This is a genomic window from Oceanimonas doudoroffii (assembly GCF_002242685.1).
GTDB classification, from domain to species: domain Bacteria; phylum Pseudomonadota; class Gammaproteobacteria; order Enterobacterales; family Aeromonadaceae; genus Oceanimonas; species Oceanimonas doudoroffii.
Genome location: NZ_NBIM01000008.1, coordinates 1 through 15,366, shown reverse-complemented (window position 1 = coordinate 15,366; position 15,366 = coordinate 1). Strand labels below are relative to the sequence as shown.

The 15,366-nt window shown below is 59.5% G+C and carries 15 protein-coding genes and 1 tRNA gene; 4 read left to right on the top strand and 12 right to left on the bottom strand.

The features are described 5' to 3' along the window. Positions 1-26: 26 nt before the first annotated feature. From B6S08_RS15920 to B6S08_RS15905, 4 genes are all read right to left on the bottom strand, one after another. The gene (locus B6S08_RS15920; protein WP_094201796.1) at positions 27-356 is read right to left on the bottom strand and encodes a branched-chain amino acid transporter permease; all 330 of its coding nucleotides are present in this window, start codon (positions 354-356) and stop codon (positions 27-29) included. Then, positions 349-1,029 carry an AzlC family ABC transporter permease gene (locus B6S08_RS15915; RefSeq protein WP_094201795.1) on the bottom strand — a complete coding sequence of 227 codons (681 nt, stop codon included), beginning with the start codon at positions 1,027-1,029 and terminating at the stop codon, positions 349-351. The genes B6S08_RS15920 and B6S08_RS15915 overlap by 8 nt, the downstream gene beginning before the upstream one ends. A 62-nt stretch (positions 1,030-1,091) precedes the next feature. After that, complete coding sequence (locus B6S08_RS15910) at positions 1,092-2,450, bottom strand: heavy metal sensor histidine kinase (protein ID WP_094201794.1); 1,359 nt, start codon at positions 2,448-2,450, stop codon at positions 1,092-1,094. Beyond that, positions 2,447-3,118 carry a heavy metal response regulator transcription factor gene (locus tag B6S08_RS15905; RefSeq protein WP_094201793.1) on the bottom strand — a complete coding sequence of 224 codons (672 nt, stop codon included), beginning with the start codon at positions 3,116-3,118 and terminating at the stop codon, positions 2,447-2,449. The genes B6S08_RS15910 and B6S08_RS15905 overlap by 4 nt, the downstream gene beginning before the upstream one ends. A gap of 180 nt (positions 3,119-3,298) precedes the next feature. Here B6S08_RS15905 and uraH point away from each other — a divergent pair, with 180 nt between their 5' ends. Then, a complete protein-coding gene (uraH, locus tag B6S08_RS15900) occupies positions 3,299-3,706 on the top strand; it encodes a hydroxyisourate hydrolase (protein ID WP_094201792.1) in 408 nt (135 codons plus the stop codon). A 129-nt stretch (positions 3,707-3,835) separates the two neighbouring features. Here the strand turns inward: uraH and pntB are convergent, their stop codons facing one another. From pntB to B6S08_RS15860, 8 genes are all read right to left on the bottom strand, one after another. Further along, complete coding sequence (pntB, locus tag B6S08_RS15895; protein WP_094201791.1) at positions 3,836-5,212, bottom strand: Re/Si-specific NAD(P)(+) transhydrogenase subunit beta; 1,377 nt, start codon at positions 5,210-5,212, stop codon at positions 3,836-3,838. A 4-nt stretch (positions 5,213-5,216) separates the two neighbouring features. Then, a complete protein-coding gene (locus tag B6S08_RS15890; protein ID WP_094201907.1) occupies positions 5,217-6,743 on the bottom strand; it encodes a Re/Si-specific NAD(P)(+) transhydrogenase subunit alpha in 1,527 nt (508 codons plus the stop codon). A 399-nt stretch (positions 6,744-7,142) separates the two neighbouring features. Beyond that, positions 7,143-7,901 carry a M90 family metallopeptidase gene (locus B6S08_RS15885; RefSeq protein ID WP_094201790.1) on the bottom strand — a complete coding sequence of 253 codons (759 nt, stop codon included), beginning with the start codon at positions 7,899-7,901 and terminating at the stop codon, positions 7,143-7,145. A 5-nt stretch (positions 7,902-7,906) separates the two neighbouring features. After that, the gene (locus tag B6S08_RS15880) at positions 7,907-9,202 is read right to left on the bottom strand and encodes an NRAMP family divalent metal transporter (RefSeq protein ID WP_094201906.1); all 1,296 of its coding nucleotides are present in this window, start codon (positions 9,200-9,202) and stop codon (positions 7,907-7,909) included. 259 nt (positions 9,203-9,461) lie between these two features. Further along, a complete protein-coding gene (locus tag B6S08_RS15875; RefSeq protein WP_094201789.1) occupies positions 9,462-10,469 on the bottom strand; it encodes a peptidoglycan DD-metalloendopeptidase family protein in 1,008 nt (335 codons plus the stop codon). 40 nt (positions 10,470-10,509) lie between these two features. Next, complete coding sequence (gene rimI, locus B6S08_RS15870) at positions 10,510-10,953, bottom strand: ribosomal protein S18-alanine N-acetyltransferase (protein WP_245849882.1); 444 nt, start codon at positions 10,951-10,953, stop codon at positions 10,510-10,512. Further along, positions 10,929-11,300 carry a hypothetical protein gene (locus tag B6S08_RS15865; RefSeq protein ID WP_094201788.1) on the bottom strand — a complete coding sequence of 124 codons (372 nt, stop codon included), beginning with the start codon at positions 11,298-11,300 and terminating at the stop codon, positions 10,929-10,931. The genes rimI and B6S08_RS15865 overlap by 25 nt, the downstream gene beginning before the upstream one ends. Before the next feature lie 53 nt (positions 11,301-11,353). Further along, positions 11,354-11,430, bottom strand: a tRNA-Trp gene (locus B6S08_RS15860). Between the two features lie 309 nt (positions 11,431-11,739). Between B6S08_RS15860 and pyrB the strand changes: the two genes are divergently transcribed. The 3 genes from pyrB (at position 11,740) to B6S08_RS15845 (ending at position 15,193) form a co-directional block, all read left to right on the top strand. Beyond that, positions 11,740-12,663, top strand: coding sequence for an aspartate carbamoyltransferase (pyrB, locus tag B6S08_RS15855; RefSeq protein ID WP_094201787.1), 924 nt, complete (start codon positions 11,740-11,742; stop codon positions 12,661-12,663). A gap of 8 nt (positions 12,664-12,671) precedes the next feature. Beyond that, positions 12,672-13,127 (top strand): aspartate carbamoyltransferase regulatory subunit, encoded by a 456-nt coding sequence (pyrI, locus tag B6S08_RS15850; RefSeq protein WP_094201786.1) that lies wholly within the window; start codon positions 12,672-12,674, stop codon positions 13,125-13,127. Between the two features lie 146 nt (positions 13,128-13,273). Further along, on the top strand, positions 13,274-15,193 hold the full coding sequence (locus tag B6S08_RS15845) for a RecQ family ATP-dependent DNA helicase (RefSeq protein WP_094201785.1): 1,920 nt from the start codon (positions 13,274-13,276) through the stop codon (positions 15,191-15,193). Positions 15,194-15,366 lie beyond the last annotated feature (173 nt).

Genomic DNA, 15,366 nt, shown 5'->3' with positions numbered 1-15,366 from the left:
CAATTATAGCCCAAAGCCTGGAAGGATCAGAGCCCCAGCCAGTCGTTGACCAGCGCCATATACACCAGGGTGCCGGCCAGAATGCTGGTCAGAGCCTGGCGCCGCCATAACTGCAGCACGGCCACCACCGCCACCGCAATCAGCTGATCCCGGCCGTCGGCGGGCGAACTCCAGTTATGCACGCCCACGGCATAGAGGGTCAGCAGCACCATCATGGCCACCGGCAGGCGCCGGCCCAGCACCTGAATACGGTGATGATGGGCAATAACGCCTCTGGCCACAAAGGGAAAGGCGCGCAGGCCAAAAGTGACGCCCCCCATGATCAGTGCCGCCAGCAGGTAATCGGTATCAGACATGGGTCATTTTCTCCCTGGTGTTGGGCTCGGGCCAGGCCAGTAACACCAGCACCAGCATGATGGAGGCCGCCAGCAGGAAGTAATCACTGACCAACACACCGGCCACCGCCGCCGCCACCACGCCCAGGGCCACGGCGCCCCAGTCTTTCTTGGCGCGAATTTGCTCCACTGCCAGCACGGTAAACAGCGCCGTCAGGGCAAAGTCGAGCCCCTGCAGACCGGGGGGCAAGCCGCGGGCCAGCACCATGCCGGCAAGGGTGCCCAGCACCCAGTAGCCCTGATTGAGCAGCACCACCCAGAGTGCAGTTTCGCTGTCTTTTACCCGGCCCGAAGCACTGAGCAGGGAATAGGTTTCATCGGTAATACCGAAAATAAAATATTGCCGGCCAATCACCCCCTTGGGCAACAGGTGATAGAGCGACAGGCCGTAGAAAAGGTGGCGAAAGTTCACCAGCAACGTCGCCACCGCCAGATCAATCCAGCCGATGCCGGCGGCCAGCAGGCCTACCGCCAGATATTGCATGGCCCCGGCGTACACCAACACGCTCATCAACGGCGCCCAATACCAGGTGAGCCCGGCATCCACCCAGAGCACACCAAACACGGCCCCCAACGGCAAATATCCCATCATCACCGGCAAGGTCAGCGACACCAGCCCGCGTTTGCTTGTCATTATTATTCTCCTCTCTTCAGCCTTGGGAAAATAAGGGATTAATGATGGGAGGGCAAGGTCGTTCAGGCGGGAAAACGCAGGGTAAAGGTGGTGCCGTCGTCGTCGCTGTGAACGCTCACTTCGCCACCGTGCAGCTGCATAATGGAGTCGACAATGGCCAGCCCCAGGCCGCCGGTGTCACCGCCCTGGGTACGGGACGGATCGCAGCGGTAAAAGCGGTCAAACAGCCGGGGCAAATGCTCACCGGCAATGGCCGGACCTTTATTGTGCACAAAGACCGCCACACCATTGGCAGTCTGCTCGCTGCCAATGGTGATGGGCTGGCCCGGCTCGCCGTAACGCAGGGCATTGGCCAGCAGGTTGGCCAGGGCTCGGCGCAACAGCTCTCCATCGGCCAGCACCTCACCGCGGGCCCGGTTCACCAGCACCGTGTTCGCTTCTTCCGCCATGCCCTCAAAATACTCGCATAACTGCTCAATCAACGGCGCCAGGGCCACCGGAAACCGCTTTATTTCTGCCTGAGGCTGCTCGCTGCGGGCCAGAAACAGCATGCTGTTAATCATGCGGCTCAGCCGCTGGTATTCCTCCAGATGGGACGCCAGCAAACGTTCATATTCTTCCGTGGTGCGAGGCCGGCGCAGGGTATGCTCGGTATGGCCCACCAGATTGCTGAGGGGCGTGCGAATTTCGTGGGCCAGATCTTCGGAAAAGCGCGACAGCCGGCCAAAGCCGTCTTCCAGCCGGGCCAGCATGTGATTGAGGCTGTCGCCCAGCTCGCGCAGCTCGTCGGGCAGTTGCTGCGTGCTCAGCCGCCGGTGCAGCCGGCGCACCTCAATGGCCCCGGCTTCTGCCGCCAGCCGCCGCACCGGCCTGAGTCCGCGCCGGCTCACCCCCCAGCCGAGGGCAAAGGCCACCAGGGCGCCGCCGGCCAGCGCCAGCAGCAACCGCCAGCGGTAGGCCGCCAGCATCTGTTCCCGGGGCGCCAGCAGCTTGCCCGCCACCAGCATCAGGCTGGTGTCGCCCTGCTTCAAGGGGCGCCAGGCCAGGCGGGCATTGCCGTCATCGTTATAACCCAGCCGGGTCTGCCCCGCCGACAGGCCAACGGGCACCGCCAGCCCGGCGGGGTTGACCGAAATCAGCACCTCGCCGTCCAGGTTCAGCACCCACAGCAGACTGTCTTCATTGCCGAGCATATTGGCATACAGGGTCGGCCGGTTGCGCAGCTCATCGATGCTGTCGCTGCTGGTGAGCAGGGCCTGCATGTGCTCAAGGCGCCCGAGCAGGCTCTGATCGTCCCGCCAGGCCAGTTCCCGCTCCAGGGAAAAATACAGATAAAAGCCCAGGCTGCCCAGCAGCAGGGCGCTGACCAAAGCAAACATCAGCGCCAGCCGCAGGCTCAGGGACGACAGCACGCGCTTCATTCCCGTAGCTCGCACACATAACCCATGCCGCGCACGGTGTGAATGACTTTGGGCTCGAAGTCGTCGTCAATTTTGGCCCGCAGCCGGCGAATGGCCACGTCCACCACATTGGTGTCGCTGTCAAAGTTCATGTGCCACACCTGTGAGGCGATATAGGTGCGCGACAGCACCTCGCCCTGGTGGGACAGCAGCAGCTGCAGCAAGGTGAATTCCTTGTTGGTGAGATCAATGCGCTGCCCGCCCCGGCTGACCCGGCGCGCCAGCGGATCCAGCTGCAGATCCGCCAGCTGAAAAAACATCGGTTCCGCCGGTTTGCCCCGGCGCAGCAGCTTGCGGGCCCGGGCCAGCAGCTCGGCAAAGGAAAACGGCTTGGCCAGATAGTCATCGGCGCCCTGCTCCAGGCCGCGCACCTTGTCTTCCACCGCGTCCCGGGCGCTCAGGCAGATCACCGGGGTATCGCCCTGGCTGCGAATAAACTGCAGCAGCTGCCAGCCGTTCAGGCCCGGCAGCATGATGTCGAGGATCACCAGATCAAAGGGGCTTTCCTCCAGCAGGTAACGTCCTTCCTGGCCGTCTTCGGCCACTTCCACCTGATAGCCGGATTCGGTAAAGCCCTTTTTCAGGTAATCGGCGGTTTTGGCTTCGTCTTCCACCACCAGAATGCGCATGAATGACCTCGCTCAATACGATGCATGCCGGCAGTTTATCACCGAATGCGCCCGCACCGGTTTGATGACGGTTTTGTAATAAAGCGGTAAGGGGTTTGCAAGGCACGCTCGGGCATGATGAGCCCATGTCGCCGGCAGGTTCCAGTGACAGCCCACTTTCTTACTCTGAAGGAGAACAGCATGAGCCTTAAACATGTTCTGGCCGGCGCCATGATGGCCGGTGTATCCACCCTTACCCTGGCCGCCGGCAACCCACTGAGCGTGCATGTCCTCAACCTGGAAAGTGGCCTGCCTTCCCCCGATGTGAAGGTGGTGCTGGAACAAAAGCAGGGTGACGACTGGGTCGAGCTGAACAGCGCCGTGACCAACGAGCAAGGCCGCATTACCGCCCTGTATCCGGCAGGTCGGGAGCTGGAAAAGGGCACCTACAAGGTCACCTTTGAAACCGGCGACTGGTTTGAACAGCACGACACCGAGACCTTTTTCCCTGAGATTCCGGTGATCTTCAGCGCCGACGGCGAGCTGGATCACTACCATGTGCCGCTGCTGCTGAGCCCTTACGGCTTCTCTACCTATCGCGGCAACTAAGTCCGGCCGCTATAGCAAACACCAAGTCCTGTGTATAAAAAAAGAGAGCCTCGGCTCTCTTTTTTGCATTGCTTTCTCTAAGCACAAAAAAGAGGCGCCGAAGCGCCCCTGAATGGCATAGCGTGCGAATTACAGCGCGCGCAGAATATTGTCCACGCTGTCCTTGGCGTCGCCAAACAACATGACGCTGTTTTCCCGGAAGAACAGCGGGTTCTGCACACCGGCGTAACCGGTGTTCATGGAGCGCTTGAACACCACCACCTGCTGGGCCTTCCACACTTCCAGCACCGGCATGCCGGCGATGGGGCTGGCCGGATCCTCGGACGCCGCCGGGTTGACGGTGTCGTTGGCGCCGATCACCAGCACGGTGTCGGTGTCGTCAAAGTCATCGTTGATCTCGTCCATTTCCAGCACCACGTCGTAAGGCACCTTGGCCTCGGCCAGCAGCACGTTCATGTGACCGGGCAGACGACCCGCCACCGGATGAATGCCAAAGCGCACCTTGACACCGGACGCCCGCAGCTTGGACACCAGTTCGGCCACCGGGTACTGGGCCTGGGCCACCGCCATGCCGTATCCGGGGGTGATGATCACGGAGCTGGAGCCCTTCAGCATTTCGGCCACGTCTTCGGCGTTCACTTCGGTGTATTCACCGTCCTCTTCCTCACCGGAAGAGACGGTGCCGTCGGAGCCAAAGCCACCGGCAATTACCGAGATAAAGGAGCGGTTCATGGCCCGGCACATGATGTAGGACAGAATGGCACCGGAGGAGCCCACCAGGGCGCCGGTCACGATCAGCAGATCGTTGGACAGCATAAAGCCCGCGGCGGCGGCGGCCCAGCCCGAGTAGGAGTTGAGCATGGAGATCACCACCGGCATATCGGCACCGCCGATGCTGGCCACCAGATGCCAGCCAAAGGCCAGGGCGATCAGGGTCATCACCAGCAGGGCAAAGGTGGAACCTTCCACCTGCACAAACCAGATCAGCAGAATGGCAGAGACCACCACCGCCAGCAGGTTGAGCTTGTGTCGGTGCGGCAGGGCCAGCGGCTTGGACGACACCAGGCCGCGCAGTTTGCCAAAGGCCACGATGGAGCCGGTAAAGGTCACCGCGCCGATAAATACGCCGAGGAAGATCTCGGTGTTGTGAATGTTGAGCATGGCGCCGGACAGGTCGCCGTGGTCAATATAGGTGTTGTAGCCCACGAACACCGCGGCCAGACCCACGAAGCTGTGCAGAATGGCAATCAGCTCCGGCATCTCGGTCATTTCCACCTTGAGCGCAAAGCGAATGCCGATGGCGGCGCCGATGGCCATGGCCACGATGATCCAGCCCAGGCCGGTGACCTCGGGGTTAAAAATGGTGGCCAGCAAGGCAATGGCCATGCCCGCCACGCCATACCAGTTACCGGCCTTGGCCGACTCCTGTTTGGACAAACCGGCCAGGCTCATGATAAAGAGCACGGCGGCCACGATATAAGATGCAGTTACTAGTCCTTGTGACATTTAATCAGCCCTTCCTAAACATCTTCAGCATGCGATGTGTCACGGTAAAACCGCCAAACACGTTAATTGAGGCGATCAGCACCGCCACGAAGGCGAGGAAGCTGACGAAACCACCCGAGCCCACCTGCGACAGGGCGCCCACCACGATAATGCCGGAGATGGCGTTGGTCACCGACATCAGCGGCGTGTGCAGGGAGTGGGACACATTCCAGATCACGTAGTAGCCCACGATACAGGCCAACACGAACACGGTGATGTGCGACAGAAACTCCGCCGGCGCCACCGCCGCCAGCCAGGCGAACAACAGCACGCCGGCACCGCCCAGGTAATACTTGAGGTTGCTCGGCTTCTTGGCATGGGGCTCGGCCGCGGGCTGAGCCGCCGCCTTGGCCTTGGGCGCCGCCGACACGCTGATAGCGGGCGGCGGGAAGGTCACTTCACCATCGCGGGTGACCGTCATGTTGCGCAGTACCACGTCGTCAAAGTCGACGTTGATGTTGCCGTCCTTTTCCTTGCACAGCAGCTTGGCCAGGTTGACCAGGTTGGTGGCGTACAGGGTGGAGGACTGGGTCGGCAGGCGACCGTTAAGATCGGTGTAACCGATGATCTTGACGCCGTTGTCGGACACGAACAGCTCGCCCGGCTTGGTCAGCTCGCAGTTACCGCCGTTCTGGGCGGCCAGATCCACGATCACCGAGCCCGGTGCCATGGCGGCCACCATGTCGGCGGTGATCAGCTTGGGTGCCGGCTTGCCGGGGATCAGGGCGGTGGTAACGATAATATCCACCTCTTTGGCCTGCTCCATGAACAGGGCCATTTCGGCGTCGATAAAGGCCTGGCTCATTTCCTTGGCGTAGCCGTCGGAAGAGTCGCTCTCCTCTTCGTAGTCCAGCTCCAGGAACTCGGCGCCCATGGAGTTGATCTGCTCTTTTACCTCGGGGCGGGTATCAAAGGCACGTACGATGGCGCCCAGGGAGCCGGCGGCACCGATGGCGGCCAGGCCGGCCACACCGGCACCGATCACCAGCACCTTGGCGGGGGGCACCTTGCCGGCGGCGGTGATCTGGCCGGTAAAGAAACGACCGAATTCGTGGGCGGCTTCCACCACGGCACGATAGCCGGCGATGTTGGCCATGGACGACAGCGCATCCAGGGACTGGGCGCGGGAAATGCGCGGCACCATGTCCATGGCAAGCACGGTCACGCCCTTATTCTTGAGCTGTTCAACCAGCTCGGGGTTTTGGGCCGGCCAGATAAAGCTGACCAGGGTGGTGCCCACCTGCAGCCGTTCGATTTCCTCGGCAGTGGGTGCATTCACCTTGTAGATAATGGCGGATTGCCAGGCCTCGTCGGCACTCACCAGTTGAGCGCCGGCCGCCGCAAAGGCGGTGTCTTCAAAGCTGGCCTTACTGCCCGCGCCTTGTTCCACGCAGACGTCAAAGCCCAGTTTGCGCAGCTGTTCAACGGACTTGGGGGTCGCTGCCACCCGGGTCTCTCCGCTGAGCGTTTCCCTTGGAATTCCGATTAACATAATAATTCCCTGATTCATGTTGATATCGCGTCGGGCGCGCACCCGACGTTCAGCAAGCTGTTCCTTCAACCGCTCGGCAGCCTTGCCTGTGTTGCGCCAGCAAAATGACGTTGTTTTACAACGGCGCCGTTTTGTTTACGCATATCCAATGATGCATTTTGTATTTTTAAGCATAATTGCACACAAAGTTTCACGAAAACTTGCACAACAAGTTTTAAGTGAAGATATAACGTAAGAAAAATACAGCGCGAAAGTCAATATACTGGCTCAGTCGAAAAAAGATAAATCGATCTTTCCTCGAGCCTCGATAGGCTCTGACTTTCAATCGTTAAGGTATCATTTATCATCAAATGGCCAAGCGGTCATTTGATGAGCAGGATCACAGAAGGGTGAAAGGAGTCAGCCGACCGCCGTAGGCTGACGCGCCAGCGGGTGCTGTGAAAAGAGCCGGGCCAGCTGGGCATATACCGCCGGATAGGCGCCATGCAACAGCCGCGGATCGGTAAAGAACAGCTCCGTCGCCACCGCCAGAAACTCCGCCGGATGGGTGGCGGCGTACGGATCTATGGGCGCCTCACTGCATTCGACCTTGCGCCGCAGGTCGTCAAAGGCGGCCTGAAAGTCACGACGCCATTCGGCCATGGCCATGCCGGGACGCATGGGGGGCACGCCGTCGGCCTCGCCGCCCAGCATGTCGAGCTTGTGGGTCAGCTCGTGAATGATGAGGTTATAACCGTCCCAGCCGCCATCGTCGGCCAACTCGCTCCAGGCCAGCACCAGCGGCCCCTGTTGCCAGGACTCGCCGGCATGCTCCGCTTCCACCTCACTGACCAGGCCGTATTCGTCCTCCACGCTTTCGCGCCGAGTCACCGGCGCGGGGATCAGAATGATTTCGTGAAAGCCTGCATACCAATCCAGCCCCAGGTGCAGTATGGGCAGCGCCGCCTGCAAGGCCAGTGCCGCCGTCTGCCGTGGCGTGGGGGTAACCCCGAGCAGGGTCAGGGTTTTGCGCGCCAGCAACTCGTTACCCAGTTCGCACAGGCATTGTTGCTCGGATTCACTCAGGCCCTGCAAAATGGGCAGGGCCTGCAACGCCTCCTGCCAGGGCAGCGGGGCGGCAGGCGGATGTTTACGGGTAAGCCAGTCAAACCAGCCCATGACGGTTACTTCACAAAGAGATACCAGTAGCCAAACAACAGATTAAAGCCGGCAAAAAACAAAATGCCCACCCGGCTCAGTATCACCATGCCCTTGCCCAGCCGGTATTGCTCGGGTACCTGCGGCAGGTTCATCAACCGGAAATTCAGCCAGGCAAACACCAGGGCACTGATAAAGGCGGAGATCATGGCGAACTCCAGCATCGCCAACAGGGCCCCTTTAAAAAACATGATAATAAAGGCCGCCACCACGCCCATCACCACCATCAGCGGATAGGTATAACGTGCGCCCTCACCGGTAGGGCCGCTGCCCTTGGGCTGGCCAAACTGCACAAAGCACTCGCTCAGCGAACGGCTGTAGCCGTCCAGCACGGTGACCGTGGTGGAAAACATGCACAAAAAGGCGATAAAGGCGATCAGCCAGCGGCTCCACTCACCCATCACGCTGGCATAAACGTCGACCAGCTGATGAGCAAAGGCGATGCCGGATGTGGCCAGGGCCTCGCCACTGCCGTGCAGCACCAGGGCACCCAGGGCCACAAAGGCAATGGCCAGCAGGGTGGAGGTCACATAACCCACGTTAAAGTCGACCAGGGCCCCCTTATAATCCAGCTCGGCGCCCAGCACCTTTTGCTTTTGCCGCAGCCAGACGCTGTTCCAGGAGGACAGCTCAATGGGGGCCGGCATCCAGCCCATCAGGGCCACCAGAAAGCCAACCGAGGCCAGGTTCCACGGACTGGGGGCCACAAAATCCGGCGTGGCCACGCCTCCCCGGTTAAGGGCGATAAACACCGCGGTGACCGTGGCGATGGCCAGGCCGACAATGATCCACTTGGTGACGCTGTCGAGGGTCTTGTAGTGCCCTGTGATCAAAAACACCAGGGAGCCCGCCAGCACTATCATGCTGAGCTGAGTCACGCTCAGGCTGTCGCCGATAAAGAGCCCCAGAATGCTGCCGCAGAGCATGGCCACGCCGGCGGTGCTGACCACGGAAGCAAAGAGGTTAAGCAGGGTAAACAGGCGCAGGTAGCCGCGGCCAATGCGATCATACCCCTGGATCAGGCTCTCATTGGCGGCCATGGTGTAACGGGCGCCAATCTGAAAGAAAGGATACTTGAGCAGGTTAACCAGCAGAATCAGTCCCACCAATTGCCAGCCGTAAATGGCACCGGCCTGGGTGGAAGCCACCAGATGAGAGCCGCCAATCGCCGCCGCCGCGCCCAGTATGCCCGGGCCCAACACCCGCATATAGTGACTTATGCTACGGGACTCGCCCTTTGCCATTTCAACCGCCTGCGACATACCGCCTTCCTGCCTGTTTACATTGTGTTTTAAAAAGAAAGACAGGTAAAAGGCCACAGCAAACAGCATAAAGCAACTGCTTTTTAGATGTGTTTATGGCCCCAAAAAGACAAATAAACCAAAATAAAAACACCAAAAGAACTATTGTTTGGTTTTGATTTTACCGTTCAGCCCATGACGGCACAAAGCCGCTAAATTACCACATTAAATAATTCCACTTGTTACCATCGTTTTCGCCGCCGCCATCGGGCTACTGAGGCTACTGCCGGCCTTCACTCCCCCTGGCCAACAGGGTCTGCCCGGTGGCGGGCACCCGGCCGTTAAGGGTAAAGGGAATGGATTCAAGCCTGCCCTTGTTGTTGACCTGTACTGCCAGATGCAGATGAGGGCCAGAGCTGTAACCGGTATGGCCCGAAGCGGCCACCACCTGACCGGCCCGTACCCTGTCCCCCTTTTTTACGGTCAGCGAATGGGTATCCAGGTGGGCATAGAGGGTCATGGTGCCATCATTGTGACGCAGCCTGAGGTGGTTGGATTTGCCTCGGTATCGGGCCGCCAGGCCCCCTCCTACATGGTGATCCACGGCCGCCACCACCACACCGTCGGCGGTGGCCAGCAGAGGTGTGCCCACCGGCAGGGCAATGTCCAGGGCGTAACGGTTGGACGCCTTGTTATGGCTGAAATCGCCATTAAACCCCTGTGAGATACGAAAGGCGCCGGACACCGGCGGGCTCATGTTCACGGCACCAACAACCACCGGAGCAGCTTGATTACGATACTCTTTCCACGCTTTCACCCGAGGACTGACAATGGTGCTGCCGGCAATTTTTTGCACGCGATGGTCGCTGTCCACTTGGTTACGCCCCTGATGACTGCTGTAGGCAAAACCATAGTCATAACCCCAGGCACCCGGGCCGGAAGGGATGAGCTTGCCAAGGAACTTTTCTTCCCGTGCGGGCAACACCACGGCCTGCTGCAAGGCCGCGGGAATCACCACATTTTGCTGGCTGGAGAACTGCAAATTCAGTTGGGCTCTGCTGGCGAGGCGGTTAAGGGCAAAAAAGTAGTGGCCATCGGGCTTCTTCACCACCCGAACCAGAATGCCGTCCTTGTTGACCGCATCCTGGTGCCAGCGATGACCAGAAACTGCCTTCAGGCGGTTGTCGGTGTAGTGCACCACGCCGGCGGCATCTCGATAACGATAGATTTCGGCTTGCGCGGACGTCATCCATGCCAGCGCCAGCCAACAGGCAAGCAGGCCTCTCATAATACATCCCTGTGAGAGCGTGTGCTTTTCAGTATAGGAACTAGAGCCGCTTTTGCATGATCACCGCGTCTTCATGGCCGACGTCGGAGGGGTAATAATTGCGGCGCCGGCCACTCTCTTGATAGCCGGAGGAGGCATACAAATGAATGGCGGCCAGATTTGAAGCCCTGACCTCCAGCCACAACCAGCCGAGCGCTCGCGCCCGGCACTGGGTGAAATAGTGTTCCAGCAGCCTTCGGCCCAGCCCCCGGCCCTGCCACGCGGGAGACACGCAAATATTCATCAGGGTGCTCTCGTCAAGTACGCTGTCGGCAATAAAGTAGCCCTGCAGTTGCTGCCCGTGCCACAACGCGCCGGTAAAATAGCGCTCGCCAAAGACATCGGCCAGCAGTGCCCGGCTCCAGGGATGGGCATGGGCCGCCTGCTCCAGTGCGGCCATGGCGTCGAGGTCGGCCAGACTCAGGGGACGGAATTCAGGCTGCACAGCCGGCTCCAGAGTTCTCGTTTCTGACTTGCGGTCAGGGGCAGTGAAGCCTGCCAAGCCAGATCGTCGGCGGGAGTGGTGAGGTTGAATCCCAGCATAACGCGCGCGCCGGGGCGACCGGCGGCCAGCCAGGCGGTTTCGTCCTGTACCAGAGGACGAACGCCATTCAGTGCCAGGGTGAGATCGTCAAACAGGCGCTCGGGCAGGCGCTGTCCCTGACCGGTGATCAACAGTACATCGGCAACGGGTGACGGAGGCTCGGGGGCATAAGGCAGACGCTCGCCATGGGTGCATTGCCATACTGGCAACCCCATAAACCGCCAGAGCCGGGATTGTAATGGCTTCATGATCACTCCATAACGCAAAAGGCCAGCACTGAGGCTGGCCTTTTCGGTGAAGCTGGCAGGGGCAGAGGGACTCGAACCCCCAACCGTCGGTTTTGGAGACCGCTGTTCTACCAATTCGAACTATGCCCCTGCAACACGAGGCGAATTATAACCGGCGGCGATCAAAGGTAAAGGGCTTTTTCCTGCACGCCGGCGCGTTCGCTCACTCTTTCACCGTTTGAGCCCATTCGGTCCGGGTATTTTGCTTTGCCGCCGCATTTCTCTATAATCCGGTCGGTTTGCAAACAAGCGGAGCTGATATGCCCCATTCCCATTGCCACTCTTGGTCCGTGGTGGTGCCCCTTGCCGGCACCGGCTTCCGCGTTTGCGATCCTGTCACTCCAATGGCCCCATTCAGGGGCTTTTTTATGGCCCGAATTTCACTTGAAGAGCACTGCTGATGGCGAACCCCCTATATCAAAAGCATGTAATCTCCATATCCGACTTTACCCGCGCCGAGCTGGAGCTGGTCATTGATACCGCCGTCATGCTCAAGACCCATCCCCGTCCCGAGCTGTTGAAACACAAGGTGGTGGCGAGCTGTTTCTTTGAAGCTTCAACCCGTACCCGGCTGTCATTTGAAACCGCCGTACACCGCCTGGGCGGTGCCGTTATCGGCTTTTCCGACAGCGGCAGCACCTCCCTCGCCAAAAAGGGTGAAACCCTGGCCGACTCGGTACGCATCATCAGCTCCTACAGTGACGCCTTTGTCATGCGCCACCCGCAGGAAGGCGCGGCCCGGCTGGCGGCGGAATATTCCTCGGTACCGGTGATCAACGCCGGGGACGGCTCCAACCAGCATCCCACCCAGACCCTGCTGGACCTGTTTACCATCTATGAAACCCAGGGCACCCTGCAGGGGCTGACCGTGGCTTTTGTGGGCGACCTGAAATACGGGCGCACCGTCCACTCCCTGACCCAGGCACTGAGCCTGTTCGGCTGCAAGTTCTACTTTATCGCCCCCCAGGCGCTGGCCATGCCCGACTACCTGTGTGACGAGCTGACCGAAAAGGGCATCAACTTCGAGTTCCGTGACAGCATGGAAGAGGTCATGGACGAGCTGGACATTCTGTACATGACTCGAGTGCAGAAAGAGCGCTTTGACGAAACCGAATATGTGCATGTGGCGTCCAAGTACGTGCTCACGCCACAGGTGCTGGAAAACGCCAAAGACAGCCTCAAGGTGCTGCATCCGCTGCCACGCATCGACGAGATCACCGTGGACGTGGACGACACCCCCTATGCCTATTACTTTGAGCAGGCGGAAAACGGCGTTTACGCACGCCAGGCCCTGCTTGCCCTGGTGCTGAACGAGAGCCTGTGAGAGAAACGATGAACAAGAGCCAACTGCAAGTAGAAGCCATTCACAACGGCACCGTGATCGATCACATTCCCGCCGGTCAGGGCATCAAGATCCTGCAGCTGTTCGGCCTGGTGCAGACCCATGAGAAAATCACCGTGGGGCTGAACCTGCCTTCCAAGGCACTGGGAGCCAAGGACATCATCAAGGTAGAAAATACTCGCCTGACCGCCGCCCAGGCCAACCAGCTGGCACTGTTTGCCCCCGACGCCACCGTGAACCTGATTGAAGACTTCGAAGTAGTGGAAAAGCTGCAATTACAACTGCCCGAGCAGGTGGAAGGCGTGTTTTCCTGCCCCAACTCCAACTGCATCAGCCACAACGAGCCGGTTTCCAGCAAGTTTAGAGTGCGCGCGGTGTCCGGCCAGGTACGCTTTCGCTGCAACTACTGTGAAAAGTCCTTTCACCGGGATCTGATGGCGGTATAGCCGCCGGCAACGCCCAGCCATTTCCACCGGCAGCCACTCGGGCTGCCGGTTTTTACTCCCTCCGCCTTTCCTTCTGCTGGATAGAGTTGCCAACCCCAATGGTGCGGGCCAAGCTATGGGCACTGTGATTTCACCATACCGCCGCCATGACACTCGAACACACCCTGCAACAGCATTTTGGTTTCTCTTCCCTTCGCCCTGGTCAGCAAGCCGTGATCGACACGATTCTGGCCGGTCAGTCGGCGGCAGCAATCTTTCCCACTGGCTCAGGCAAGTCGCTCTGCTATCAGTTGCCGGCCCTGTTGCTGCCTCACCTGACCCTGGTGATATCTCCGCTGCTGGCACTGATGCAGGATCAGCTTGCCTTTTTGCGGCAGAAAAACATTTCCGCCGCCAGCATCGACTCCACCCAGGGCTGGGAAGAAAGCCGCCGCATCATGCAAGAGGTCAGGGAAGGACGTATCAAGGTACTGATGATTTCGGTGGAGCGTCTGAAGAACGAACGCTTTCGCCAGTTTATCGGCCAGGTGCCCATTTCCCTTTTGGTCATCGACGAAGCCCACTGCATCTCGGAATGGGGCCACAACTTTCGCCCCGATTACCTCAAACTGCCGGATTACCGCCGCCAGCTTCACATCCCTCAGGTGCTGCTACTGACCGCCACCGCCACCCCGGCTGTCATCGAGGATATGCAACGTAAATTCGAGCTGGCCGCGGATCATGTGGTGATTACCGGCTTTTACCGATCCAATCTGCACCTTGACGTCATGGCGGTGAGCGAGGAAGAAAAAATGCCCGCGCTGATCGCGCGTTTGAGAGAGGATCCGGCTTCTCCCACCATTGTCTATGTCACGCTGCAACACACCGCCGAACGAGTGGCAGACGCACTTAATGCCGCCGGCATTCCTGCCAAGGCCTATCATGCGGGCATGGAGCAGGACAGCCGCCGTCAGTTGCAACGGGCCTTTATGGCGGGGGAAGCGCCCTGCATCGTCGCCACCATCGCCTTTGGCATGGGCGTCGACAAGGCCGATATTCGCCGAGTGATTCATTACGATCTGCCCAAGTCCATCGAAAACTACAGTCAGGAGATCGGACGCGCCGGCCGGGATGGTCAACCCTCGCACTGCCTGTTGCTCGGCAACAAGGCCGGGCTTAACGTGCTGGAGAACTTCGTTTACGGCGATACCCCCGAGCCGAATGCCATTGCGGCACTGCTGCATGAATTGCAGCAAGCCGGTGAACAGTGGGAGCTGATGCCGCTGCGGCTGTCAAACAGCACCAACATTCGCCTGCTGCCCCTAAAAACGCTGCTGGTCTATCTCGAACTGAACCGAATAATAGAGCCACAATACAGCTATTTTGCCGATTATCGCTTCAAGTTTGTGCTGTCACGCCAGGAGATCCTCGGCCATTTCAACGGCGAGCGTCAGGCCTTTCTGAATGCCGTGTTTGACGGTGCACCCCTGGCTAGAAGCTGGTGTCAGGTCGACTTTGATGCCATATGGCAACAATATGGCACCGAACGAAAGCGGGTGATTAATGCCCTCGACTACCTGCATCAGCAAGGCTGGATCAGCCTGGAAAGCAAGCAGATGATCGAAGTTTACCGCGTGCTGCAACCGGCATTCGATGTTAATGCCGAAGCCGGCCGCCTGCATCGGCTGTTCAAACAAAAGGAGCGCAGCGAGCTCACTCGGCTCGCCGACATGATTGGCTTTTTCGAAAGCGAGCGTTGCCTCAGCCACCGGCTAGCCGGTTATTTTGCCGATGATCAGGCTCCCAGTACCTGTGGCCACTGCTCGGTCTGTCATGGTAATCCGGCACGGCTGCCCGAGCCCGTACGCCCGCCCTTGCCGACGGCCGGCCAGCTGGCGCACTGGTGCCAGGAGTTACAGGATGCCAGCCAACAACCACTGAGCGTCCACACCCTGACCTGCTTTTTATGCGGGATTTCCACCCCCCTGCTTAATCGCCTGAAAGCCAGAAAACGGCCCGGCTTCGCCCGACTGGAGCAACAGCGCTTTGGCGACATCCTGACCCTGCTGGAGCAGCAAGCCGAGTAAGACAGAAATATGGAAACGAAAAAGCCCTGAGCGTAAGCTCAGGGCTTTTTAATGATGGCGGAGTGGCAAACGCACCGCGTTTGAAGGCGAAGGTGCGCAGCACCGACATCATCCAGCAAGTCCGACACAGCCAATACGAAAAAACCCCAGCCGATTGGCTGGGGTTTTGAGTA

What these genes read in the sequence shown, in the direction of transcription:
- B6S08_RS15910 (WP_094201794.1), bottom strand. Translation starts at nt 2,450, where the DNA reads ATGAAGCGCGTGCTGTCGTCCCTGAGCCTGCGGCTGGCGCTGATGTTT.
- B6S08_RS15905 (WP_094201793.1), bottom strand. Translation starts at nt 3,118, where the DNA reads ATGCGCATTCTGGTGGTGGAAGACGAAGCCAAAACCGCCGATTACCTG.
- B6S08_RS15915 (WP_094201795.1), bottom strand. Translation starts at nt 1,029, where the DNA reads ATGACAAGCAAACGCGGGCTGGTGTCGCTGACCTTGCCGGTGATGATG.
- uraH (WP_094201792.1), top strand. Translation starts at nt 3,299, where the DNA reads ATGAGCCTTAAACATGTTCTGGCCGGCGCCATGATGGCCGGTGTATCC.
- B6S08_RS15880 (WP_094201906.1), bottom strand. Translation starts at nt 9,202, where the DNA reads ATGTCGCAGGCGGTTGAAATGGCAAAGGGCGAGTCCCGTAGCATAAGT.
- pntB (WP_094201791.1), bottom strand. Translation starts at nt 5,212, where the DNA reads ATGTCACAAGGACTAGTAACTGCATCTTATATCGTGGCCGCCGTGCTC.
- pyrI (WP_094201786.1), top strand. Translation starts at nt 12,672, where the DNA reads ATGAACAAGAGCCAACTGCAAGTAGAAGCCATTCACAACGGCACCGTG.
- pyrB (WP_094201787.1), top strand. Translation starts at nt 11,740, where the DNA reads ATGGCGAACCCCCTATATCAAAAGCATGTAATCTCCATATCCGACTTT.
- B6S08_RS15890 (WP_094201907.1), bottom strand. Translation starts at nt 6,743, where the DNA reads ATGTTAATCGGAATTCCAAGGGAAACGCTCAGCGGAGAGACCCGGGTG.
- B6S08_RS15865 (WP_094201788.1), bottom strand. Translation starts at nt 11,300, where the DNA reads ATGAAGCCATTACAATCCCGGCTCTGGCGGTTTATGGGGTTGCCAGTA.
- B6S08_RS15885 (WP_094201790.1), bottom strand. Translation starts at nt 7,901, where the DNA reads ATGGGCTGGTTTGACTGGCTTACCCGTAAACATCCGCCTGCCGCCCCG.
- B6S08_RS15875 (WP_094201789.1), bottom strand. Translation starts at nt 10,469, where the DNA reads ATGAGAGGCCTGCTTGCCTGTTGGCTGGCGCTGGCATGGATGACGTCC.
- B6S08_RS15845 (WP_094201785.1), top strand. Translation starts at nt 13,274, where the DNA reads ATGACACTCGAACACACCCTGCAACAGCATTTTGGTTTCTCTTCCCTT.
- B6S08_RS15920 (WP_094201796.1), bottom strand. Translation starts at nt 356, where the DNA reads ATGTCTGATACCGATTACCTGCTGGCGGCACTGATCATGGGGGGCGTC.